At 34.6% G+C, this 23024-nt stretch carries 22 protein-coding genes and 1 riboswitch; all 22 genes read right to left on the bottom strand.

What is annotated here, in order from left to right; translation table 11 throughout:
- Window positions 1-136: 136 nt before the first annotated feature.
- Window positions 137-1549, bottom strand: a complete 1413-nt coding sequence (locus BUA73_RS02015; RefSeq protein WP_072901758.1) for a sensor histidine kinase — start codon at window positions 1547-1549, stop codon at window positions 137-139.
- A gap of 2 nt (window positions 1550-1551) precedes the next feature.
- Window positions 1552-2127, bottom strand: a complete 576-nt coding sequence (locus BUA73_RS02010; RefSeq protein ID WP_072902053.1) for an ANTAR domain-containing response regulator — start codon at window positions 2125-2127, stop codon at window positions 1552-1554.
- Window positions 2128-2185: 58 nt separating this feature from the next.
- Window positions 2186-2614 carry a EutP/PduV family microcompartment system protein gene (locus BUA73_RS02005; protein ID WP_072901756.1) on the bottom strand — a complete coding sequence of 143 codons (429 nt, stop codon included), beginning with the start codon at window positions 2612-2614 and terminating at the stop codon, window positions 2186-2188.
- A gap of 12 nt (window positions 2615-2626) precedes the next feature.
- Complete coding sequence (gene eutS / locus BUA73_RS02000) at window positions 2627-2971, bottom strand: ethanolamine utilization microcompartment protein EutS (RefSeq protein ID WP_072901754.1); 345 nt, start codon at window positions 2969-2971, stop codon at window positions 2627-2629.
- Between the two features lie 192 nt (window positions 2972-3163).
- A complete protein-coding gene (locus tag BUA73_RS01995) occupies window positions 3164-4327 on the bottom strand; it encodes a 1-propanol dehydrogenase PduQ (RefSeq protein WP_072901752.1) in 1164 nt (387 codons plus the stop codon).
- A gap of 159 nt (window positions 4328-4486) precedes the next feature.
- Window positions 4487-5290 carry a hydroxyethylthiazole kinase gene (gene thiM, locus BUA73_RS01990; RefSeq protein WP_072902050.1) on the bottom strand — a complete coding sequence of 268 codons (804 nt, stop codon included), beginning with the start codon at window positions 5288-5290 and terminating at the stop codon, window positions 4487-4489.
- Between the two features lie 4 nt (window positions 5291-5294).
- Entirely contained in the window at window positions 5295-5837 is a 543-nt protein-coding gene (gene thiW / locus BUA73_RS01985; protein WP_072901749.1) for an energy coupling factor transporter S component ThiW, read from the bottom strand.
- A 270-nt stretch (window positions 5838-6107) separates the two neighbouring features.
- Window positions 6108-7085 (bottom strand): TIM barrel protein, encoded by a 978-nt coding sequence (locus tag BUA73_RS01980; protein ID WP_072901747.1) that lies wholly within the window; start codon window positions 7083-7085, stop codon window positions 6108-6110.
- A gap of 53 nt (window positions 7086-7138) precedes the next feature.
- A complete protein-coding gene (locus BUA73_RS01975) occupies window positions 7139-7360 on the bottom strand; it encodes a helix-turn-helix domain-containing protein (protein WP_072901745.1) in 222 nt (73 codons plus the stop codon).
- A 145-nt stretch (window positions 7361-7505) separates the two neighbouring features.
- On the bottom strand, window positions 7506-8846 hold the full coding sequence (locus BUA73_RS01970; RefSeq protein WP_072901743.1) for an ATP-binding protein: 1341 nt from the start codon (window positions 8844-8846) through the stop codon (window positions 7506-7508).
- A gap of 192 nt (window positions 8847-9038) precedes the next feature.
- Complete coding sequence (locus BUA73_RS01965) at window positions 9039-10889, bottom strand: heavy metal translocating P-type ATPase (protein WP_072901741.1); 1851 nt, start codon at window positions 10887-10889, stop codon at window positions 9039-9041.
- A gap of 60 nt (window positions 10890-10949) precedes the next feature.
- Window positions 10950-11171, bottom strand: coding sequence for a cation transporter (locus tag BUA73_RS01960; RefSeq protein ID WP_072901739.1), 222 nt, complete (start codon window positions 11169-11171; stop codon window positions 10950-10952).
- A gap of 33 nt (window positions 11172-11204) precedes the next feature.
- A complete protein-coding gene (locus BUA73_RS01955) occupies window positions 11205-11561 on the bottom strand; it encodes an ArsR/SmtB family transcription factor (RefSeq protein ID WP_072901737.1) in 357 nt (118 codons plus the stop codon).
- A gap of 302 nt (window positions 11562-11863) precedes the next feature.
- Window positions 11864-12451 (bottom strand): hypothetical protein, encoded by a 588-nt coding sequence (locus BUA73_RS01950; protein WP_072901735.1) that lies wholly within the window; start codon window positions 12449-12451, stop codon window positions 11864-11866.
- A 38-nt stretch (window positions 12452-12489) separates the two neighbouring features.
- Window positions 12490-16179: a cobaltochelatase subunit CobN gene (locus tag BUA73_RS01945; RefSeq protein WP_072901732.1), complete on the bottom strand. Its 3690-nt coding sequence runs from the start codon at window positions 16177-16179 to the stop codon at window positions 12490-12492.
- Window positions 16180-16191: 12 nt separating this feature from the next.
- The gene (locus BUA73_RS01940) at window positions 16192-16983 is read right to left on the bottom strand and encodes an ABC transporter ATP-binding protein (RefSeq protein WP_072901730.1); all 792 of its coding nucleotides are present in this window, start codon (window positions 16981-16983) and stop codon (window positions 16192-16194) included.
- Window positions 16984-16995: 12 nt separating this feature from the next.
- On the bottom strand, window positions 16996-17991 hold the full coding sequence (locus BUA73_RS01935) for a FecCD family ABC transporter permease (RefSeq protein WP_072901727.1): 996 nt from the start codon (window positions 17989-17991) through the stop codon (window positions 16996-16998).
- Window positions 17981-19051, bottom strand: a complete 1071-nt coding sequence (locus BUA73_RS01930) for an ABC transporter substrate-binding protein (protein WP_072901725.1) — start codon at window positions 19049-19051, stop codon at window positions 17981-17983. The genes BUA73_RS01935 and BUA73_RS01930 overlap by 11 nt, the downstream gene beginning before the upstream one ends.
- A gap of 207 nt (window positions 19052-19258) precedes the next feature.
- Window positions 19259-19442: riboswitch (cobalamin riboswitch) on the bottom strand.
- Between the two features lie 95 nt (window positions 19443-19537).
- Entirely contained in the window at window positions 19538-19879 is a 342-nt protein-coding gene (locus BUA73_RS01925) for a CGGC domain-containing protein (RefSeq protein ID WP_072901722.1), read from the bottom strand.
- 25 nt (window positions 19880-19904) lie between these two features.
- Window positions 19905-20675 carry an ABC transporter ATP-binding protein gene (locus tag BUA73_RS01920; protein ID WP_072901720.1) on the bottom strand — a complete coding sequence of 257 codons (771 nt, stop codon included), beginning with the start codon at window positions 20673-20675 and terminating at the stop codon, window positions 19905-19907.
- The gene (locus BUA73_RS01915) at window positions 20672-21745 is read right to left on the bottom strand and encodes a FecCD family ABC transporter permease (RefSeq protein WP_072901718.1); all 1074 of its coding nucleotides are present in this window, start codon (window positions 21743-21745) and stop codon (window positions 20672-20674) included. The genes BUA73_RS01920 and BUA73_RS01915 overlap by 4 nt, the downstream gene beginning before the upstream one ends.
- 106 nt (window positions 21746-21851) lie before the next feature.
- Window positions 21852-22877 carry an ABC transporter substrate-binding protein gene (locus tag BUA73_RS01910; RefSeq protein ID WP_084671968.1) on the bottom strand — a complete coding sequence of 342 codons (1026 nt, stop codon included), beginning with the start codon at window positions 22875-22877 and terminating at the stop codon, window positions 21852-21854.
- Between the last annotated feature and the right edge of the window lie 147 nt (window positions 22878-23024).

Raw genomic sequence — 23024 nt, 5'->3', positions numbered from 1 at the left:
CTCCCCTCCCAATAGGTTTTTTCTTGCTTATATTTGTAAAAAAAGCCCAGAATTAATATTGACTTTAATGAAAATCAACATTAATTCTGGGCCTCGTCGCCACATAGACAATACTACATCGTATTGAATATTTTTATTATATTTTGTTGGCAAAGTCAAAGGTAATTTTTGTCCCTTCCTGCGAAGAATCTATTTTTATTTCGCCCTTTAACTTATCTTTAACCAAGGATTTTACAATACTCAATCCTAAACTCTTAGAATTTACCTTGTTCATATCGAAACCAATTCCATCATCAATTATGGAGATAGAAGAATAAGTTTTTCCTTCCTTGATTATAATATTTATATTTCCTTCATTTTTACCTTTAAACGCGTATTTAAAAGAGTTCTGTACTAATTCATTTACGATTAAGGAGATATTAGTGGCCTTGTCGGAATTCAGGTTAAAATCATCACCGCTAATATCGATGTTAATATTTTTATCTTCTAGAACGTAGCCACTTTTTATGCCTCTCATCATTCTCTCTAGTACATTCATTATACTGACTTCATCTATGCCACTCTGGGCTAATATTTCATGAGAAGAGGCAATAGCCAGTATTCTATTTATACTATCTTCAAGTATGGGTTTTACTGCTTCATCTTTAACTCTTCTCGATTGGAGTCTTAAGAGACTTGCAATAGTTTGTAGGTTATTTTTTACTCTATGGTGTATCTCTTTTATTGCCACAGATTTGTAAATTAACTCTTTTTCTTTTTCTTTAATGTAAGTTATATTTTTTATCAGCATCTCTAAATACAAAACTTTATTTACTTGTTTTATATATCTTACTTCAAAAACTGAATCACCAACTTCAATTTCTTCTATATAAGTATCATTGAATTGACATATCTGAGAAAACTTCTTGTTTCCTAAAACTATATTGTCAAAATGCATTCCAATAAGATTTTCTTTATAGCCTAGACTCATATATAACTGCTCTGCTGAAGGATTCTTGAACCTTACTAGTCCATCAGCATCAAAGATTATAATGGAATCGTCTATATGGTAAGTTATGTGTTCAGTATCGTTTTTAAATTGTTCTAGTTCATTGGACAACTGTATATTTTCAATCTCCAAAACTTTCATTTTCTTATAGCTTCCTATATCACCTGTTAAATCTCTTTCTATTATAATCACTCCTATGGTTCTACCTTCATGATTTAAAATAGGCTCAACAGTTTGAGTGACATTTACATTTTCTTGAGTCAAAGCTTTTATATCTCTTGTGGATACACCTAAATCAAGGCTTCTGAAAACAGCTGGTTCATTTTCCCGCAAGGCAAATTTTCCTACTACATTTTCTTTGTAAAGAGATGGCGCCATATCCGGTTTTGCTTCATTTATAACTATGGCTATATCCTTATCCCTTGTTGGACAATCTATAAAAACATCTGCCTGGACAATATTTGCAATAAACTTCAAGGAGTTACACACCTCTTGAATTTTTAATATGCTTTGTTCGTCTAAATTAGAGTATTTCTTTAATAGTTCTTTTGTAGTATCCATGGCTATTCCTCATCGCTTAAAATTACCATTTCAGCGATATCTTTCATAGAGCAACTTTTATTCATACTTAAAGATCTGATTTTTTTGTATGCATCGTCTTCGTTTAAACCATACTTTTTCATTAAAATGCCCTTAGCCTTTTCCACAATCTTTCTCGACTCCAATTTATCTTTAGTTTCTTTTAAATCCTGTTTTATCTTATTAAATTCAATTCCCTTAGCTAAAGCTACTTCCACTGCCGGCAACAAGGATTTTTCATCTATTGGTTTAACTAAATACCCAATAACTCCTACATTAGTGGCTTTTTCTATAAACTCCTTGCCACTGTATGCTGTCAATAGTATTATGGCACCAGATAATTCTTCTTTTTGAATTATTTTAGAAGCGCTGAGGCCATCTAGCAAAGGCATTTTTATATCCATTATTATTAAATCCGGCTTTTCTTTTCTACATAGTTCTACTGCGTCAATTCCATCGCTTGCTTCTCCAACTACGCTATATCCTGCGTCCTCTAAGATTTCACTTAGATCCATTCTAGTTAGTGGTTCATCATCAACTATTATTATTCTTTTTTTCATCATGTATTATCTCTCCTATTGGTTTGAAGAAATTTAGTATACACAACTTTAGTGTTGTTTATTCAAGCAATTTAATTATATCCTCAACTCCATAACTCTCAATTGAACTAATCGTATAGATTTGTTTTACTCCAGCCTCTTTTAAAAATTTTTCAGATCTTTTTAGTTCTTCCTCACTGTGACACAAATCAGCCTTCGTAATAATTCCTATTACTGGTTTAGCAAATGAAGTTGCAAATCCTGGTGGGAATATGCTATGTTCATCTATTGAGGATTGTAATAAGGCAATAATATCACAATCTGCAGCAGAGACTATAAGTGCATTATAAAACCTTCGATTTTCAATGTATTCTCCTGGCGTATCTATTGCCTTGTCAAAGAATTCTATAGCTTGCGTTTTCTTATAATCGATTTTTTCGCTATGCAAAACTTGAGTCAATGTAGTTTTTCCACATCCTGTTCTGCCTATCATAATTAACTTTTTCATTTTAAATACGTCCTATGATTTAGTTATTTTACAAGGAGTAAATCCCAATATGTTCTCTAGTGTATTGATGATTTCATTTAATGCCGCTTCTACACTAGAAACATCCCCTGTTACAACTAAGGATCCGCTAAATCTATCGATGAATCCAATGTCTACTCCTGATGCTTTTGTGGCAACATCCGCTGCTATGATAGCTGCTTCACTAGGAGTAATAGTTAAAATTCCAATTGCATTTGAATTTTCTCCAACTAAACCTAATTTACTATAAACACTTGTATTGGGATGAGCTATCAAGTGCGCAAGTGTTATTTGTTTACCTGGAACAAATTCTTGAATTATTCTTTGCTTGTGTTCCATTTTTACACCCCACCATTTTAATAGTAAATTATAACTACATCGTTATAATTATTAATAAAAAAAGGCTTCATAAAGAATAAATTATCCTCTATAAAGCCCCATTGCTTTCGATATCATACACTTCTTTGTGTATATTATAATCAGATTATAACTCTTTTATTTTTTCTTGTCAACAAAAAATATATACTTTGTTTATATACCATTATATATATTAATAAATAATTTTTCTAATTCCTTAAGCTCTGGTTTTCTAGGATTAGTAGCCGTACATCCATCATTTAATGCTATTTCTGCTAAAGCTTGTACTTCTCCCATGTACTCATCCCTATTTATCCCAAGCTCTTTTATATTCCGTGGAATACCCATGGACTTTGTAAAACTCTTTATAGTATTAATAAGTGATTTTACAGCCATCTTAGTATTTCCATTATTGATGCCTAGCATCTTTGCAATATTTGCATACAATTCCGCTGTACTTTTGCTATCAGCCTTTGAATCATTTAAATTTGCATTGTATTCTATTACATAAGGTAATAAAATTGCATTGGCCCTTCCGTGAGGAATGTGGAATTTACCACCGAGAATGTGTGCCATGCTGTGGTTTATTCCCAAAGAAGCACTGTTAAATGCCATGCCAGCCATACAAGATGCATTGTGCATCTTCTCCCTTGCCACTTCATCATCACCATTTTTATAAGCCTTTGGCAAATACTCAAATACAGTTTTAATGGCCTTTTCTGCAAAAGCATCAGAAAAATCGCTGGAATTTGTTGAAACATAAGCCTCAATGGCATGGGTTAACACATCCATACCAGTGTCTGCTGTGATTTGAGCTGGCACTGATTTTACCAGTTCAGGATCTAAAATTGTAACATCTGGTATCATTTCCTCTTCAACCAATGGATACTTTATATTCTTCTCCCTATCAGTTATAACTGAAAAACTAGTGACTTCTGAGCCCGTACCACTAGTTGTTGGTATGGCTATGAACTCTGGTTCAACCATATTTTCATTGCCATGAAGACCGGTTTTAACAGTTTTTCTAAAGTAGATTATAGCTTTAGTAGCATCAATAGCAGAACCACCACCAAGAGCTACAACCACTTCAGGATTTACTTTATCCATGACTTTTATGCCCTTTGCAATTATAGCTAAAGGAGGATCAGGCACTATATCTGAAAATACAATACATTTTACACCTGCTTTTTCTAATCTCTCCAACACCTTGTTTACTACTCCAGACTTAACCATGAATGGATCTGCTACAACCAAAGCTGTTTTACTTTTAATAGTCATTAAATAATCTAGTGCATTTTCTCCAAAATGCACCCTAGGTTTCATACAAAATGAATTCATTTTTACCTCCTTAAAAATAAAAGGGCTTTATGATAAATTAAACATTTACCATAAAGCCCCATTGCTTATACACATACATCCTTGTACATGCTATTATTCTGTTTTTAAGTTATTTTAAAATTATAATTTATATAATTATATCTTTTAAAATAATATATGTCAAGATATGCATTCATGTATCTTCAAGTTTTCCCTTATGTCCTTTTCGGAAATCACATATATGTTGTCCATAAGTCCAACTCTGAAGCTGCCGGTTCCTTTTACTTTACTTGTTTTTTCTCCTGCTATGCCCATAATGGCCATGGCCAGAATTACAGATTCAGCTATATATTCTTTTTGTAGACAAGCTCCAATTAGTGCATTGACCATGCATCCTGTGCCCGTAATAAGAGGAAGCATATCACAACCATTTCTTATCTCATAAATTGTTTTCCTACTACATACTATATCAGTTTTACCAGTTACGGCAATGACAGCACCAGTTTCTTCTGAAAGCTTGGATATTTGCCTTAGTATTTTTTCATAGTTTTTACACTGAGCACAATCTTCCTCACCGGCATCTATTCCTTTAGCATTATTCTGAAGCCCACATATAGCCATAATTTCTGACATATTTCCCTTTATTACCGAAGGTTTGCACTGCTGAATGAACTCCCTTGCGTAGACCATCCTCAAGTTGCTACAAGCCACACCTACCACATCAATTACAGATGGAATATGATTTAATAATGCTGTCTTTCCTGATATCATCATGGATTCCATTCTAACATCAGTTATGTTTCCAAGATTTACTGCCAATGACTTTGACACTGCTGTAATTTCAGCTACCTCCTTAGGATGTTCAGCCATAATAGGCTTTCCCCCCACAGATAAAATTACATTGGCACAGTCATTTATTGAAATAGGATTTGTAATGCAGTGAATAAGTGGTTTTTCCTCTTTTACTTTTATCTTAATATTTATTAATTTATTTATTATTTCCTCTTCCTTTATCATACACTTTACACCCCAAACTCTTCTGAATCTTGCCTAGCATACCACTTCTACTGAGAGCACCAAGGAACAAAAATGCCACTGAACCTCCCATTATTGTTGCTGTAACAAAGGACGGAACATAGAAAAACCAACCAATACCTGGTTTGTCCATCAAAAGAGCCATAACAGGATATGACGCAATGGCCCCTATAATACCTGTACCAATTATCTCCCCTATTACAGCAAAGATAATTTTCCCCTTAAAAACTCTATACAAAATTCCAGATAAGGCAGCTCCAAAAACCGCACCTGTAAGAGCTAATGGCGGGATTCCCATCATGGTCATCCTTATAATTCCGATCAATGTAGCACACAAAAGTGAGTACCATGGTCCAAGGATTACTGAACACACAATATTTATAAAGTGTGCAGTGGGGCAAAGTCCCTCTACACGAAGAATTGGCGAGATTACAACACCAATAGCAACCATCATGGCAAGCATGATATTTCTCAATAATACTGGTTTTTTATTCATAAAAATACCTCCACAATAACATTAGTTTCCACATCACAAAGGAAATATATGCCATGAAAGAGGTGTACTTAACTCCAAATAGCCATTCCCATATGACATGGTAGTAACGGTCGAAACTTAAAAGTCTCCTCTCACCCTGAAACACAGGTTCCCTCGCTATTCGGATGTATTATTCATCCTAAATTAGTTCCAGGCGCTCCCCTGCAACCACTTTAAAGTATATCATTTTTTCTTCACAAATTCCATAAAAATTTCTATAGACCTTTGAGCTTATTTTAAACTTTCATTTTGTATTTTGATATATTTCTCTAAGGTATCACCGTCATGGGCAATAAATTCATACACAAGAAATTCTGGATTTATATAATCAAATATCTCCTTAACATGATCCTCTGTAAAGGGTTTGTGATGATCAATTTTAAATATATGATTGTAGGTATTTTTATATTGCTCTAAATATTCTTCATAGCTTGAAGGCAAAGCAAATTTAATCTGTTTCTGCTTAGTCTCCTGTACATATTCCCCAGACAAAGATACACTGAGATGAACACCTTTTATGTATTTGCATAGAGTTCCCATTCCTTTTAAAATATTTATTATGTACTCAACAGCTTCCTTTTCTGTCTTTAGATAAATGTTGGTATTCATGAGATGACCTGTATCTAGCATAAAACCCTTCTTATCATATTTTATACCCTTCAATAATTTTTCTGCGAGTTCATTATTTAGAAAAGTAAGTCCTGGCCACCATAGATTTTCCAATAAAAAATAAAAATCGTACTGCTCACCTTGAAGAACATCATTTATAAACTTTATAGTGGCATCTATAACTTGCTCATCACTATATTCATATTTGTACGTATAGCAGTCTTTCACAAGCACATGAGACACATGAAAAACCACATACTCTACCTTAAGCTCCCTTGCCAATTGAAGCTGTTCCCTATATTGTTTAATTAAATCTTCGCGATTACCATTGTAAAACCTATGACTTATATCTTCAGATCCAAAAGTTCTCTTTAGGCCCTCACTATCATCATTAAACAAGTCCATGCACATAGGATAATAGGGAAGATGAAGTCCTACAATATTATTTTTATCTATCCTTTTATAATCTATATCTCCGCATTGAATTAACTCTACTCCGTCCAAATGGTTATTTATCAAAAATTCCTCTACTTGCTTACAATTTTCCCCTAATCTATCTAAATCCCCTTGCCAATTAGATGTATTTATCAATGTTTTCATGTCCATCATCCTTTTTAGTTTAATCTACGCATCATTTTACTGTGATTATACGACTATTTCTTTGGGAATTCTTTATATTCAAGGAGGTCCCCTGGTTGACAGTCCAATGCTTCACAAAGCTTTGCAAGAGTTGAAACTTTAATAGCCTTAGCCTTGCCATTTTTTAATATGGAAATGTTGGCCATGGTAATACCCACTCTTTTTGAAAGTTCTGTAACACTCATTTTTCTCTTTGCTAACATAACATCAATATTAAAAATAATTTCTTTTTCCATGGCGTCCTCCTCTAAATTGTAAAATCACTTTGTTCCTGTAAATCAGCTGCTTTGTGGAAAAGATAACTAATGATAATACAACTCTTTATTGTCTTTGCTAAAGTAACTCTACTCATAAATCTACAACTCCCTTCAGTATATCATTCTACTTGTTAAGACGTTCTAAAGCTATACTTATAAGTTTATAAGTATAGTCTGCCATAAATAAAGGAATATTTAATAAATCATCATCTAATCTTAAGTTATTCAAAGAAAATCTAACTCTCAATTTTATCTTTTGTCCAAATTTCTCTTTATATTTTTTTAAGCTCTTAGCTTCAATGTTAGTTTCCGCCTTTACTTCAACAGGGATGATGTCATTTTCATGCTGAATTATGAAATCCACTTCATATGGTGGATTGCTTTCTGACCAATATCGTGGTATGGCCTCATACTGATTTATTAATGATTGTAGCACATAATTTTCAGATAATGCTCCTTTAAATTCTGTAAACATACGGTTACCCTCTCTAAAAGCCTCTGGTGATAGTAAGGATAATCTTCTTAACACGCCTACATCTACGAGGTATATTTTAAATGCCGATAAGTCATCATATGCTGCCATAGGGAGTCCGGGCGATGTGTTCCGATATATCTTGCTAACAAGATTAGCATCAACAAGCCACTGTAGTGCATCCTCATATTCTCTTGCACGAGCCCCGTCTTTTACTACCTTGTAAATAAATTTTTTATTCTCCCTAGCTAATTGTGATGGCGTGGATCTCCATATCATAGATATCTTAGGAAATTCTTTAACGTCAGGATGCTTAGCAAAATCTCTTTCATAGGATTCAATAATATTGGATAATGCTTTTTGCATAGCTTCAACATCGCGGTCTTCAGTCCACATAAGAACTGATTCAGGCATACCACCTGTGATATAATACATCTTTAGTTTTTCTGACAAAGGATTAAAAAAGGCATGTGGAATAGACTCAAAACTATCAATGCTCTCCATATAAGTTACTAAATTCTCATCACCGTTTGCCATTAAAAACTCCGTAAAGGTCATGGGATTAATCTGCATAAAGTCTACCTTACCCACAGGAAATGATGATGGTTTTGCAAGAGCAATACCTAGTAAAGACCCTGCACAAGCAATATGGTACTGTGGTGCATTTTCGCAAAAATATTTCATAGAATTTATAACCTTAGGACAATCTTGCACTTCATCAAAAATAATCAATGTCTTTTCGGGGACAATTTTTTGCCCACTAGCCATGACAAGATTTTGTAGTAGTCTCTGAACATCTTTGGTGGTTTCAAAAAACTCTTTGTATTCTTCATTTTCATCGAAATTGAAATAAGCTACGTTATCATAATATATTCTGCCAAGCTCTTTTAAAATCCATGTTTTTCCTACTTGACGCACACCTTTTAAAATCAAAGGCTTACGGTGTTTAGAATTCTTCCATTTCAATAGTTCATTCAAAATAAGACGTTTCATGCTACACCTTCTTTCACACTTTTATATATTTTTATGTGATTATTATCACATTATTATATATTATTATGTGTATTAATTCACATTATTATACCATTATATATTAATATAATGTAAAAATCAAATTAAGTCACACCAAAGCCCTGTAGCATTGCAAATAAGCAAGGTTACAGGGCTTCATTAGTTTTCATTATTCTATTTACTATTTTCTCCTACTTTTAAGCACCTCATAGCATTAACAATGGCAATGACGGATACTCCAACGTCAGCAAAAACTGCTTCCCACATGTTTGAAAGCCCAAAAGCACTTAAAATCAGAACTAATATTTTTACTCCTATGGCAAAATAAATATTTTGATATACTATGCCCAGTGTCTTTCTAGAAATATCTATAACCTGTGCAATTTTTGAAATTTCATCATTCATTATCACCACATCGGCTGCTTCAATGGCTGCATCGGAACCAACGCCACCCATGGCAATGCCTATATCTGCACGGGCTAATACTGGTGCATCGTTTATACCATCACCCACAAATACAAGCTTTCCTTTTGAAGACTTAGCTTCCATCAACGATTCAAGTTTATCTACTTTATCTCCTGGAAGTAATTCTGTATATACCTCATCTAAATTAAGATCTTTTCCTACATTTTCACCTACAAATCTTGCATCACCTGTAAGCATAACAGTCTTTTTTACACCACTTTTCTTAAGCCTTCTGATAGACTCTTTAGAATCTGATTTTACCCTATCTGAGATGACAATATATCCAAGGTATTCATCATTTACAGCCACATGGACTATGGTGCCTATAAGCTGTTTTTCATGGAATTTTATATTATAAAGTTTCATAAGCTTGTCATTACCAGCTAAAACTTTCTTTCCTTCCACCACTGCACTAATGCCTTTACCAGATATTTCTTGAATATCCTTTACACTTCCCTTTTCTACATGGCCTTTATAGGCTTTTTTTAGAGAATGAGCAATAGGGTGATTAGAATCTTTCTCTGCAAGGGCTGCAATTTTTATAAGCTCATCTTTGGAAATGCCTACAGGATTTACATCCTGAACCTCAAATACACCTGCAGTAAGAGTTCCTGTTTTATCAAATACAACAACCTCTGTATCTGCAAGAGCCTCTAGGTAATTGCTTCCTTTTACAAGAATCCCAGCTTTTGATGCTCCACCAATACCACCGAAAAAGCTCAATGGCACAGAGATTACTAGGGCACATGGACATGAAACTACAAGGAAGTTAAGCGCTCTGTAGAACCAGTCTGAGAATACGGCATCTTTTATTACAAGTGGAGGAATCACTGCCAATAATACAGCACAGATTACCACTATGGGAGTGTACACTGCAGCAAATTTTGTGATAAAATTTTCTGAGTTAGATTTTTTATTGCTAGCATTCTCTACAAGATCTAATATTTTTGTCACTGTGGACTCAGAAAATTCCTTTGTAACCCTTACTTTTATGGAACCATTAAGATTTATACATCCACTTAATATTTCTTTTCCTATTTTAACCGATTTTGGTACAGATTCGCCTGTAAGGGCTGAAGTATCTAGCATAGCCTGTCCCTCTTCTACAACACCATCCAAGGGTACCTTTTCACCAGGTCTAACTAAAATTATATCTCCCACCTGCACATCATAAGGATCAACTTTTTCTGTAGCCATACCTTTTACTAGATTAGCATAATCAGGCCTTATATCCATTAAATCAGCTATGGATTTTCTAGACTTGTTTACAGCATAACTTTGAAATAATTCCCCTACTTGATAGAACAGCATTACTGCCACAGCTTCTGGATATTGTTTTATAGCAATAGCCCCAATTGTAGCTATTGCCATTAAAAAATTCTCATCGAACACATGCCCTCTAACAATATTCTTAATGGCCCCCCATACCACATCTATACCTACGATAACATAACTGGCCATGAAAAGTGCCATGCTAACACCCTGCTGTGTTCCCTTCATGGTAAGTGCCAATATAAATAATATAGCAGATATAATTATACGACTTAAATCCTTTTTCATCCTTAACTCACATCCTTCATCTCCATAAATAATAATAAATTATCTTCTATCCCTTTCGTTCTACGCCCTCTTCATCTCCACATTGTTATCTACACCCTTTATAGCTTGTTCAACTTTTTTTATTATTTCATCCACATTGCTATCTTCTACTTCCATAGTTAACTTTGTAGTCATAAAATTTACAACTGCTTCCTTTACACCGTCAATGGCGTTGATCTTTCTCTCCATCTTTGCAGCACAATTTGCACAATCCAATCCTACTAATCTAAACACCTTTTTCATCTATCATTACCTCCAAAATTTTTTAATTTATATTTATTCATTTACATGCTCTAATCCTGCATGCATCATGCCTTCTACGTGTTCATCTGCCAGTGAGTAGTATACTGTCTTTCCATCCCGTCTGAATTTTACCAGGTCCGCCTTTCTAAGGCTACCTAATTGGTGTGATACTGCTGACTTTGTCATGTTTAAAAGGTTTGCAATGTCGCAAACACACATTTCTCTCTTGCTTAAGGCCCATATTATCTTAAACCTTGTTGGTTCTCCCAGGACCTTAAAAAACATGGCAGCTCTATTGTATTCATAATCTGTAAGCATAACATCCCTTACTTCATCTACAACATTTTGGTGAATCACGGTGCAATCACAGGTATATTCACTTTTCGCCATATGCTTTCTCCTTTCATTACTATTACCATAGTATATTATAATTTACTATATCATATGTTTTAATTGAACAGTTGTTCAACTGTTAATCTTATTATAGTTGAACAACTGTTCAATTGTCAATAGTATTTTTGCAAAAAAAAATGCTATGGTTTATATGTAATTATAAGCCATAGCTAGTTAATGGGAGTAATATAAAAAAGTAAAACTTAAATATAATCAAAAGGTATTATTTCAATACCCCTTGAGTATATTTGCACAGTGATACCCAAAAGGGGGTCGGTATCACCGTGCACTTTATACTATTATTTTCCCTGTACTGCCTCTTTAATTGTAGTTTTGTATTGCTCTGAATAATATTTTTCTAGAGCTTTTACATCTTCATCCATGGTGGAAACAGCCTTATCCCATCTATTAGATGATTTTGTCTTCTCTGTGGTATCTTTGTGGTCTCCATCTTCAATTCTAGCTAAAGTTTTCTTTTCTAAATCGTAGTAATAATAGAATTCAGTACCCATGGCAGCTACATATTTATGCCTTTCAACATAGTTCTTATCATAGTCAAACAAGTAATAATCTACAGTAGCTTTCCCATCCTTGTCAGTTATAATAAATTTTGCACTACCCTTTTCGCCCTTTTTTAGCTGAATTTCTAATCCACTTTCTTCAAAAGGACTGTATTTTGTATCTGTGTACACCATCATACCGTCTTTTTCTTTAAACTGCTTGTCATCGGTTTTCTCTGTGTTTTCTTTTTTATCCTGAGATACTTCTTGTGTATTGCTGTTATTACTTGAAGGAACACTGCTATCATCCTTCTTTCCGCAACCTGTACATATTGCTGTTGTCATAGTTAGTAAAAGTAAAATACTCAATAATTTTTTTGATTTCATGTTATTCTCTCCTTATAGTCTTTTTGTTTATTTTGCACCTACATTTTATCTTCTATATTGTCTTCTAGCTCCAGATATTTTTCCTTTAATTTTTTTATCTGTTCCTCCGAAGCCTGCCAATAATTTCTTTCATTGTACTCAACCATGTATTCCACAATATCCATATATGCATAAGGATTATTTTCCTTTAATCTTTCACTTAATTCCTCATCCTCTACATAACACTTATACATGTCATTGTATATCCACTGGTCTACACTGTTGGTGGTGGCAGCTAGTCCAAGTACATTCTCAAACCTATCTGCTATTTTCTGCACTCCATGATATTTATGGTTAAGCATGCCATCTATCCATTTTGGATTTAAAACTCTAGTTCTTATACCCCTAGCTATGGACTTATCCACACTTTCTGTGAATATTTTTTCTCCTGTGGTATCCGTTATATACATCTTTGCTTTCTTGCCCTTCACCATCTCTACAGATTTAGATAATCCCCCGAAAAACTCATAATAGTGGTCAAGGTCTGTAATCTCATACTCATGATTGCTTCTAGTCTGGGATACAAGGTCTACACTTTTAAGGTTTTCTTTATAAAGTTCTTTTACTTCCCGACCCCTCATATTCTTTGTGTAAACATGTTGAAGACTATTTAAAAATGCATTACCTATTTGCTCTTCACATTGCCAATTCTTCGTCTCTATAATACTAGTAATGCCAGTACCATATTCGCCTTCCTTAGGACCAAATATTCTTGACACCGCCAATTCTCTAGCCTCTTTCTCATCATAACCTTCACTGATGAGCTTCATATATATTCTCTCTGAATTTGCTTTGAAGTAATTATCCTCTGTACTCTCATCAAGTTCATAAAGTTCATTGAAAATATCCTGCAACACATCCATAAGATTAGGGAACATATCTCTAAAGAACCCACATATATTTATAGTTACATCAATCCTTGGTCTTCCCAATTCCTCCAAAGGAATGATCTCAAACTTCGCATCCCACTTATCTTTAGTTTCCACCATACGAACACCTAGATAGGATAAAATCTGTGCAAAGGTTTCTCCTTGTGTTCTAGAAGTTTCAAGCCCCCATAAAATCACCGCTGTGGATTGTGGATATGTGCCATTTTCGGATTTATAGGCCATAATCGTATTATTACATATACGCTGTCCTCTCTCATAAGCTGTTTTCGTAGGAACTAATCTTGGGTCAAATTGATACAGATTATACCCAGCTGGTAAAACCTCAGGACTTCTATATATATCTCCTGCCAAAGCTGCCTCATTAAATTTTCCTGAAAGAGTCCTTACAATTCCTCTTATCTCATAATTTTTCTGTGATTCTGTGTGTATTTTTTTCCCATACTCTAGTGTCTTTATGAATTCTTCTTTATTTTCTTCATTTACAAATTCAATTTCTTCTAAAGCACCCTTGTCCATGTAAACATTAAAAACTCTGTTACATTGTGAAAAAATATTATTTATGACTTCATAATCTAGATTTTCATTTATCAATTCATCACTATATCCTAAAGCCCTTCCCACAAGTAGCTTCAAGGAAGTTATGCCATTTCCACTATATCTCAAAATACCCTTAGCATACTCACGGGCCTCTTCTTCACTAAAACCCTTGCCGAATACATGAAGCCCTTTAGGAATGAGGCTAGTGTTCATTCTGTACAACTCACATTCTAATTCCTCTAGTTCTCTCGGCAGATTCAAGACCTCCGCCCACTTATGTATATCCTTCATGATAGCTTCACTATTCTGAGGTGCTATGGCCAAGGATTGATGGTAGTTATCCACAAGGGACATTAGTTTAGCATAATCTCCATAAAGCTCGCCTTGTACAAAAACTGGTGGCTCATAGCTGATTAAGTTTGCATTGGATCTTCTTTTTGCAATTACAGCCTCAGAAGGATTACCACAATAATAAAGATACATATGAGGTATATCGCCAAGAAGCTTATCCCCATAGCAGTCACTGCTAATGCCACATTCTTTTCCTTTCAAAAATTCAAGAGTACCATGAGTTCCTACGTGAATTATGGCATCTGCCTTGTATTCATCTCGAAGCCATTTGTAAAATCCTTGATACTGATGATGCGGTAACAGAGTTTTATCGTGGTAAGCTTTTTCAACATTCTCATGAATACCTCTGGAAGGCTGTAGACCTATAAACACATTGCCTTGTACTGTTCCAGGTATGAAAAAATTTTTATTATCTCCGACCATAACAGTCCCAGGCACTTCTCCCCATTGTTCAATCATTTCTCCATAAGTTTTATCCTTTTGAATTTCTTCTTTGTATGCCTCGCTTGAATAAAGTATCATACTATTATTTTCACCACTATAACGTCCCGAATTTACTACCCCTTCTATGGTGAATATGTGCATAAGTTCTTCTTTACTTATATCGTTTACAGTATAGCCCTGTTGTTTTAGCTCCCTTAAAATATTTTCCACTGAAGCAAAAGTGTCTAGAAAAGCCCCTCCAAAAAGATTACTCTCTCCTGGTGGATAATTGTAACATATGATGGCTACCTTCTTTTCACTATTTTTAAGTTGTCTAAGTCTTATGTGGTTTCTAACCCTTCCAACTAGACGTTCTAATCTATCCTCCATGATGCTAAGTTCGTCTGTATATACATCGTAATCTCCGTTATATTCGGGCTCCGTCATAACCGCTATAGGATAAGTTTCCATGGCTCCATCCAGTTCCGGCAACATTACCGATATCAAAGTCTCTGAAGCCGTGCACCCTTGAGCTGACTCTTCATATTCCCCTAAATGTCTTCTTGTCATGAAAAATGGATGTAAATATGGCACATTTATATCCTTTAATAAATTAATACCCGCTTGAAAATCTCCACCCATGGGACCGGCTCCCAACCTAAAAGGCATAAAATTTAACATTAAATCTACATTAAATTGTCCAGAATCCACAAGAATGTTTTTAAGCTTATCCTTGTACTCATCAAAGTTGCCACATACTGCAATAGATACTACATTAAATTCTTTACATAGCCTTTTTCTTATACTTTCCACACAAATAGAAGTATCTGTGGGATAAGTTTTTCCAGAAAAAATCATGGCTACAGTGCCCCTATCATCATACATTTCCATGGTTTCAGGATTACAAAGAAATATGTTGTCCACCACCTTTGGTTCCTGTGGCTTTGGCACATTTTTTATATTGCCATATTCTCTAAGAATGAGATACAACATATTCATCATATTTTCCTTGCTAGCTATGCTAAAGTACTTCATTATATATGAGTAGTTTCTCATATCTCTCATTTTGCCTGGAATTATTTTTCCCATGGTTTCCGCCATACTCTGCATTTTCTTCATAGTTGCCATGTCCATGGGTTTACCACTATTTTTATTTTTCTTTGAACTCATAGATTCAGCCGTAAACTTCCCTAACCTCATGTACTCTCTAGCGGAGTTTCCATATGGAACTATATGGCCCTTGGCCTTTTCAAGTCCCTTATAGACGCCTTGTACAACATTTTGTGGACTACCCATTAAATCTACAAATACAAGATCACTATCTTCTATATCCTGTACCATATTTTTAAGCTTTTCATCATGGTATTTTGAAACTGCATAGTACAATTTAAGATTCAGTACATTTCCAAATTGCTCTTTTATTTGGTTTCCAACTTCAATTAAGCTCTTTACAGCCGTAACAGATACTGTTACTATTGTAATCTTCACGTAAATTCACCCCTATACAACTCTTTTAGCGTAAAACACAGGTTTGTTATTGTCTTTATCTTTCATAATATCAGCTTCAACTTTAAATACTTCTTTCAAAACAGATGGTTCTAATATATCAAAAGGTTCACCTTGCTTATATATATGCTTGTCCTTTAAAACAACTAGCTCGTCAGAATACCTAGCTGCATGATTTATATCGTGTAAAACCATAACTATGGTTATTCCCTCTTCCTTATTTAACTTAGACACAAGCTCCATGATTTCTAATTGGTGACAAATATCAAGATATGTAGTCGGCTCATCTAGTAACAAAATCTCAGGCTTTTGAGCTATAGCCATGGCAATCCAGGCCCTCTGCCTTTCGCCCCCTGATAAATTGCTAATCTTTCTATTAGAAAAATTCAAAAGTCCTGTTTTCTCTAAAGCCCACTCCACAATTCCTTTATCTTCTTCACTAGATCCTCTCCACCATTCTTTATGAGAGTACCGTCCATACTGCACAAGATTTTTTACTGTAACATCGCTCATGGTAATATTATTTTGACACAATACTGCCATTTTCTTTGCCACATTTTTTGTCTTCATTTTGAATATGTCTTCATCATGAAGTAACACTTTACCTGATTTCGGTTTTATGCTCCTACTCATGGTGCGTACAAGGGTGGTTTTCCCGCAACCATTAGGTCCCAATATGGAGTATATTTTCCCTCTTTCTATATCCAGGTTTATATTATCAATGATTTTATGCTCCTTGTATCCTACGCTTAAATCTCTTACCTTCAATAAAACATTTTTGTTCATCTGTTTCACCACCTACTTTCTCAGCAAGTATAAAAAGAATGGTACACCTAAAACTGCCATGACTATGCCTACAGGAATCTCTGTAGGACTTAATACCGTCCTTGCAAAGGTATCACTGAACATTACCAATACAGCACCTAAAAGTGCCGACCCTGGAAACATATACTTATAATCATTCCCCATGATAAGCCTTATACTGTGTGGCACTATGAGACCTACAAATCCAAGAAGCCCCACTACACTGACGGCGCTGGCTGCCAGTAATGCTGCTAAAGCTGTAAAGCCTAGCCTTGTTAGCTCTACATTAAGCCCAAGCCCCCTTGCCACATCGTCTCCCAGGATTAAGATGTTCAATTTCTGTGCAAATATTATTACCAAAATAACCCCTATAATAGTATATGGCAAAATTGTCTGCACCTCTGGCCAACTTCTAGCCGAAAGACTTCCATTCATAAAGGTCAACGCCCCATGAACCCTGTCGCTGAAAAATACAAGAAGAGCAGATATTCCAGCACTAAACAATGCAGAAACTGCCACACCGGCAAGTACAATTCTTATGGGTTGTATTCCATTTCTCCATGCCAACATATATATGATTATAGAAGCTAGCATGGCTCCACAAAATGCTACTATTGGTACAAGGGATTGATACTGTGGGAAAACTACTAATATGATTATTCCAAAAAGACCTGCTCCACTGCTTATGCCTATGATGCCAGGATCCGCTAGCGGATTTCCCATGACACCCTGCAGTATGGCTCCCGACAAAGCAAGATTAGTTCCAACTAGTGCAGCTAGTATCATTCTTGGAAGTCTTATATTCCATATAACTAATCTTTCAGGGCTTCCATCATCATGAAATATAACGTCAAATATTCTACTTATAGGTAACTCCATAGTTCCCTTTGCATTTCCCAATATAAATCCTAGTACAAGAAGACCCATTAAAATAAAGATAACACTAAGCTTAAATTTCCTACTATCCCTCAGTTGTACCTTATTTTCCATACCATTCCTCCAACTTTCCATATACATCAGGATAAATTCCCCTAGCCATGTACTCTATAGCCTCATCATAATACGGCCCCGCATTATATAGGAAGTACTCTTGAGGTAAATATATGACTCTTCCATCACTTATAGCTTTTACACCTTTCCAAGCCGGATTGTTTTTAAACTGCTCCTCCATGGTTTCTTTTGCCTTTTTGTTGCTAGAAATCATGCTAGTAACTATAACATAATCTGGATTTTTGCCCACAATGTACTCTATATCAATAGGCGCTGATTCAGAACCTATGGTGTCCGGAGCTAAACCTGAGGATATATTGTCAATATTTAATATTCTTGCCACATCCCCTGCTATGCTATTATCTAGCTTCACTGCTAAAGATTTTGATGTTACATAAAGTATTACTGCTGATTTTTTTTCCTTTGGAAGCTTTGAAACCATTTGATTTTTTGATTCTTCCAATTTTTTTATTCTCTCTTCAGCCTTATCCTCTACACCGAGAATTTTTCCAAAAGCCCTATATGTGGCAAGTACATCATTATATCCTCTTATATGAGTACTTACTACATTGAATCCCATTTCTCTTAATTTTTTCGCTTCTTTAGACTGAGTCCCCACCTGAGCAATAATTAAGTCAGGTTTCATTTTAATAACCCCTTCCATGTCTATGGAGTAGACAGGTCCAATCTTAGGTAGATTTTTTATCTCATCTCTATGCTCTTCTACAAGTTTTATGTTTTCAGAAACGTCAGATGTGCACACAGACTTTCCGCCAAGGTCATACCATATATTTAGTGGCGTGCCAGAAAGCACTGCTACCTTTTCTGGTTTTGTCTTTATTACTGTCTCATCCTTAAGATAATCCTTTACCGTAAGTGGATAGTTTTCTCCCTTTACTTCTATGGGAAGTTCTTTGTCTGAAACTTTACTAGAACTCTTAGTATTGCTAAGCCCACCAACACTGGAAGAATTTTTCTTGTCGTGAGATCCACAGGCGATAATATTAATTGATAATAACACACACATTGCAACCGCAATTACCTCTTTAAACCTCTTCATTTTTTCTTTCTCCTCATATGTATATTTTGCAATAAAAAAGACTTTAGCTAAATCCTCTAAGGACGACGCTAAAGTCTATAATAATCAAATCGTAATTTTCCAACCAATGTTTATTGCTTGTCCTTTTTAAATTTCAGACAACACAAAACACACTTGTGAACAAAACCATTCATCAATATTATACACGCTCCATCGCTCGTAGAGTTTAACTGTGCAACTAAACAGGCAGGTCTTCTGACTTAAGCATCAACATTTTCGCATCCTTCCCAGTTTCCCAGTGGATAATTGCAAAAACTCCTCTATTACAGCGACGGGATCGTGCAGGATTTTAACCTGCTTCCCTTTTAATCGAAAGATTGAAATCTTTCAAACCTATTTACTATTTATTTAATTTGCAATATCATACTATCATATGATAAAATAATAATCAAGTTTTTAAAAAGATATTTATTAAATAATAAATACATGAACTTCAAACAGCTACTATTAATGAGTACCACTTATACACTTTATGTGACTTTCCTCTAATAAATTTATAATTTTTTCAATAGTTTCGCATCTCTTGCCATCTTTGTTCATAGTACAAATCCCCACATGAACTGCATCCGGTTTTATATCTATAATCCTTTGAAGTTTTTCTTCCATTCCCTTATCCTCTTCTAATTTTGAATGGCATCCATTGCACTGAAAAAAAGCTTCAATTTGTATCTCTTCTTCTCTATACTGTTCAAAAGTCCCTCTTCGCTGATTTACAGCTTTAAAGCACCCAGCACCAGTACACACACTACTAGCTGATTTCAAACACGTCAATATAGCTATTCTTTTCATATTCTTTATCATCTCCTTTTACATTCTACATGACATTTAGTGGTTGATATATGACATGAATTATACCGTTTCTATCCGTAATTACTTCCGATTCTACCTCATATACATCTTTAATAAGTTCTCGATTTAAAATTTTCTTTGGGCTCCCCTCTGCCACAATAACACCATTTTTAAGGACATATATGTAATCACAATACATAGCTGCCATATTCAAATCATGTATTGCAGATATGACAGTAAGATTTAATCCCTTTACAATATCTAAAAGTTGCAACTGATATTTTATATCAAGATGATTAGTTGGTTCATCTAAAATTAAGCATTGAGTTTTTTGGGCTAAAGCACGCGCCAAAATAACCCTCTGTTGTTCTCCACCTGAAAGCGTTGAAAAACTTCTCCCCTTAAAAGAATGCATTCCTACAGTTTTAAGAGCCTCATCCACAATTTTATAATCTTCAACATTATCCGATTCCATAGCCTTTTTATGTGGAGATCTCCCCATTAATACAACCTCTTCAATGGAAAAATCAAAATTATAATAATTATGTTGAGCTACCACAGCCATTTTTTTTGCGGATTCTTTTACAGTTAAATCCTGAAGTTTATCATTGCCTAACATGACTACCCCCATATCAGGTTTAAGTACACGGTACATGCACCTCAATAAAGTGGACTTTCCACTACCATTAGGCCCAAGGATTCCTATAAAACTTTTACTTTCAGCTTTTATAGACACACCTTTTAAAATATTATTATCACCTATTTTTTTCTTAACTTCTGATGCTGTTACCCTCATTGATTATTCCCTCCAAATCCATAACTTTTCTTAATCATCATATATACAAAACATGGTGCTCCAATCATAGATATCAAGATTCCAATGGGAATTTCAGTATTAGGTATAACAATTCTACACAACACATCTGCCCATACCATTAAAATAGCTCCTAATAACGCACTTAAAGGAAGTAGCATTTTGTGGTTTGTACCAAAAACGCTCCTAACAATGTGTGGCACAATTAATCCTACAAAGCCAATAGTTCCAGATGTATAAACAATAAAACCAATCATTAATGAACATACAAGAAGATACATATGTCTATATTTATTTAAATCCGTGCCTAAAGTTATGGAAGCCTCATCGCCTAACAGCATTAAATTTAATGTACGATACTGAGTCCATAAAAAAATAGAACATATTATAACGAATGGAAAAACCACAGCTATACTTTCCCATTTAGCACCTGCAAGACTACCCATAAGCCAGTAAGTTATATTTTTTATACCCTCTTTATCATTAGAAAAATACACGATAAAACTAGAAAAAGCTGAACAAACTGAGCTAAGAGCCATTCCTGATAATAATAATTTTACTGAGTTTGATCTTCCTCCAATATTGGAAATCAACATAACCATTATAGATACACCAAAAGCTCCAAGGAATCCCATTACCCCAACAAAATTACCACCAAATATTGACCCTATTCCTAGCATAATAGCCAAAGTCGCTCCAAGAGATGCTCCAGATGAAACACCTAAAATATAGGGATCGGCCAAAGGATTCTTAACTATAGCTTGCATTACAGTACCGCAAACTGCTAGTCCCATGCCTACCGCTACAGCAAGAATAAGTCTTGGAAGCCTTATAAACCATACTACATCTGGCATAGCCCCTTTTCCATATACAGTTCCGTCTCCTATGCCAAATAGCTTGTATATAACAACTCTGAAAATATCACTAGCGGAAATTTCCATAGAACCCATTGCTACTGCAAAAACTATGGATGACACTAACACAATAAGTAATATTATCATAGTAAGAAACCAAACAGGTTTCTTTGAGAAAACTTCTGTTTTTTTCTTCATTTTATTTCCTCTCGCTGAACAATTTTTAGAAAATCGAATTAATTCAAAGGACTGCAGACAGATTTTTTCCTATCCGCCTGCAGTTATGCATTTTTTTATATTCATCTTACTTAGCATTTGGATATAGATGCTCAAGGAAGAAGTCAAGTGATTCTAGAACTCTTACTCCAGGACTGTATACAAGACTTAAATCCGTAGGATACATTTTGCCATTTTTAACAGCATCAATATTGCCTAACGCAGGATTCTTTTTAAAAACATCCATACAGTTTTTATCATTAAGCGACTTGCTATTTGGTCCGAAATGAACTCCAAATATCATTTTAGGATTAAGCTTTATAAGATCTTCTGCACTTAGTCTTTTATTCTTATCTTTTGCCACTAAATTTGCCCCTACTTGCATGGCAATATCTCCACCTATGCTATTTTCACCGTATATTCTAAATACATCTCCCTCATCCTCTAGTATTACTATGTCTTCAGGAGCTTTTTCTTTTGCAAAATCTTGACCTTTTTTAACTTTATCCTTCATCTCTTTAACTATGGCCTCTGCCTTTTCTTCCACATTGAACATTTTTCCTAAATTTAATATATCATCATACTCATTTTGCAATGTTTGATTGCCAAGCCCACTGTTATAAGCCATATATGTATTGATATTTCTTTCATGCCAAAAACTAACATCCCCAAGCCTTTTATCTGAAAAACTTGAATACCATGCTAATATAAAATCTGGATTAAGCTCTATTGCTTTTTCTTTTGTGATGAACTCCTTTTGAATCTCAGGAATCTTCTTTAATCCCTCTTGATATTTAGGTAAAACATCTTCTGGCCTAGTCATGGCAAGAACTATTTTATCCTCTAATCCCAAAGCGATCATGTTTTCTACAGAATTTAGTCCGTAACAAATCACTCTTTCTGGTGCCTTGTTAAATGTAATTTCTACTTTTTCCTTTTTAAAATTATGTGTGGTAATCTTTACTGGATAATGAGAATCCGTTTTCTTTGCATCTGATGTTTCAGTTTTATTACTTTGTTGATCATTTACGTTTGCCTTTTTCTCTCCTCCACATGCTGTTAAAGTAAATGCACAAATTGTAAGCATTATAATAATAGATATCATTTTTTTCATATTCTTTATTCCTCCAAAGCCTATGTGTTTAACTTTCAATAATACTCTTAAGTATACTTTTAAAATTAGGACTTATAATATTATTATCCTTATAACCACACCCTCTCTCATAGAAATTATAGTTTCAATAAAAAAGACTTTAGCTAA

Origin of the sequence: Hathewaya proteolytica DSM 3090 (assembly GCF_900142225.1) — a bacterium.
GTDB lineage: Bacteria > Bacillota > Clostridia > Clostridiales > Clostridiaceae > Hathewaya > Hathewaya proteolytica.
The sequence above is the reverse complement of the archived record's forward strand: the minus strand, read 5'-3'. Positions and strand labels throughout refer to the sequence as shown.

What these genes read in the sequence shown, in the direction of transcription:
- BUA73_RS02015 (WP_072901758.1), bottom strand. Translation starts at nt 1,549, where the DNA reads ATGGATACTACAAAAGAACTATTAAAGAAATACTCTAATTTAGACGAA.
- BUA73_RS02010 (WP_072902053.1), bottom strand. Translation starts at nt 2,127, where the DNA reads ATGAAAAAAAGAATAATAATAGTTGATGATGAACCACTAACTAGAATG.
- BUA73_RS02005 (WP_072901756.1), bottom strand. Translation starts at nt 2,614, where the DNA reads ATGAAAAAGTTAATTATGATAGGCAGAACAGGATGTGGAAAAACTACA.
- eutS (WP_072901754.1), bottom strand. Translation starts at nt 2,971, where the DNA reads ATGGAACACAAGCAAAGAATAATTCAAGAATTTGTTCCAGGTAAACAA.
- BUA73_RS01995 (WP_072901752.1), bottom strand. Translation starts at nt 4,327, where the DNA reads ATGAATTCATTTTGTATGAAACCTAGGGTGCATTTTGGAGAAAATGCA.
- thiW (WP_072901749.1), bottom strand. Translation starts at nt 5,837, where the DNA reads ATGAATAAAAAACCAGTATTATTGAGAAATATCATGCTTGCCATGATG.
- BUA73_RS01980 (WP_072901747.1), bottom strand. Translation starts at nt 7,085, where the DNA reads ATGAAAACATTGATAAATACATCTAATTGGCAAGGGGATTTAGATAGA.
- BUA73_RS01975 (WP_072901745.1), bottom strand. Translation starts at nt 7,360, where the DNA reads ATGGAAAAAGAAATTATTTTTAATATTGATGTTATGTTAGCAAAGAGA.
- BUA73_RS01970 (WP_072901743.1), bottom strand. Translation starts at nt 8,846, where the DNA reads ATGAAACGTCTTATTTTGAATGAACTATTGAAATGGAAGAATTCTAAA.
- BUA73_RS01965 (WP_072901741.1), bottom strand. Translation starts at nt 10,889, where the DNA reads ATGAAAAAGGATTTAAGTCGTATAATTATATCTGCTATATTATTTATA.
- BUA73_RS01960 (WP_072901739.1), bottom strand. Translation starts at nt 11,171, where the DNA reads ATGAAAAAGGTGTTTAGATTAGTAGGATTGGATTGTGCAAATTGTGCT.
- BUA73_RS01955 (WP_072901737.1), bottom strand. Translation starts at nt 11,561, where the DNA reads ATGGCGAAAAGTGAATATACCTGTGATTGCACCGTGATTCACCAAAAT.
- BUA73_RS01950 (WP_072901735.1), bottom strand. Translation starts at nt 12,451, where the DNA reads ATGAAATCAAAAAAATTATTGAGTATTTTACTTTTACTAACTATGACA.
- BUA73_RS01940 (WP_072901730.1), bottom strand. Translation starts at nt 16,983, where the DNA reads ATGAACAAAAATGTTTTATTGAAGGTAAGAGATTTAAGCGTAGGATAC.
- BUA73_RS01935 (WP_072901727.1), bottom strand. Translation starts at nt 17,991, where the DNA reads ATGGAAAATAAGGTACAACTGAGGGATAGTAGGAAATTTAAGCTTAGT.
- BUA73_RS01930 (WP_072901725.1), bottom strand. Translation starts at nt 19,051, where the DNA reads ATGAAGAGGTTTAAAGAGGTAATTGCGGTTGCAATGTGTGTGTTATTA.
- BUA73_RS01925 (WP_072901722.1), bottom strand. Translation starts at nt 19,879, where the DNA reads ATGAAAAGAATAGCTATATTGACGTGTTTGAAATCAGCTAGTAGTGTG.
- BUA73_RS01920 (WP_072901720.1), bottom strand. Translation starts at nt 20,675, where the DNA reads ATGAGGGTAACAGCATCAGAAGTTAAGAAAAAAATAGGTGATAATAAT.
- BUA73_RS01915 (WP_072901718.1), bottom strand. Translation starts at nt 21,745, where the DNA reads ATGAAGAAAAAAACAGAAGTTTTCTCAAAGAAACCTGTTTGGTTTCTT.
- BUA73_RS01910 (WP_084671968.1), bottom strand. Translation starts at nt 22,877, where the DNA reads ATGAAAAAAATGATATCTATTATTATAATGCTTACAATTTGTGCATTT.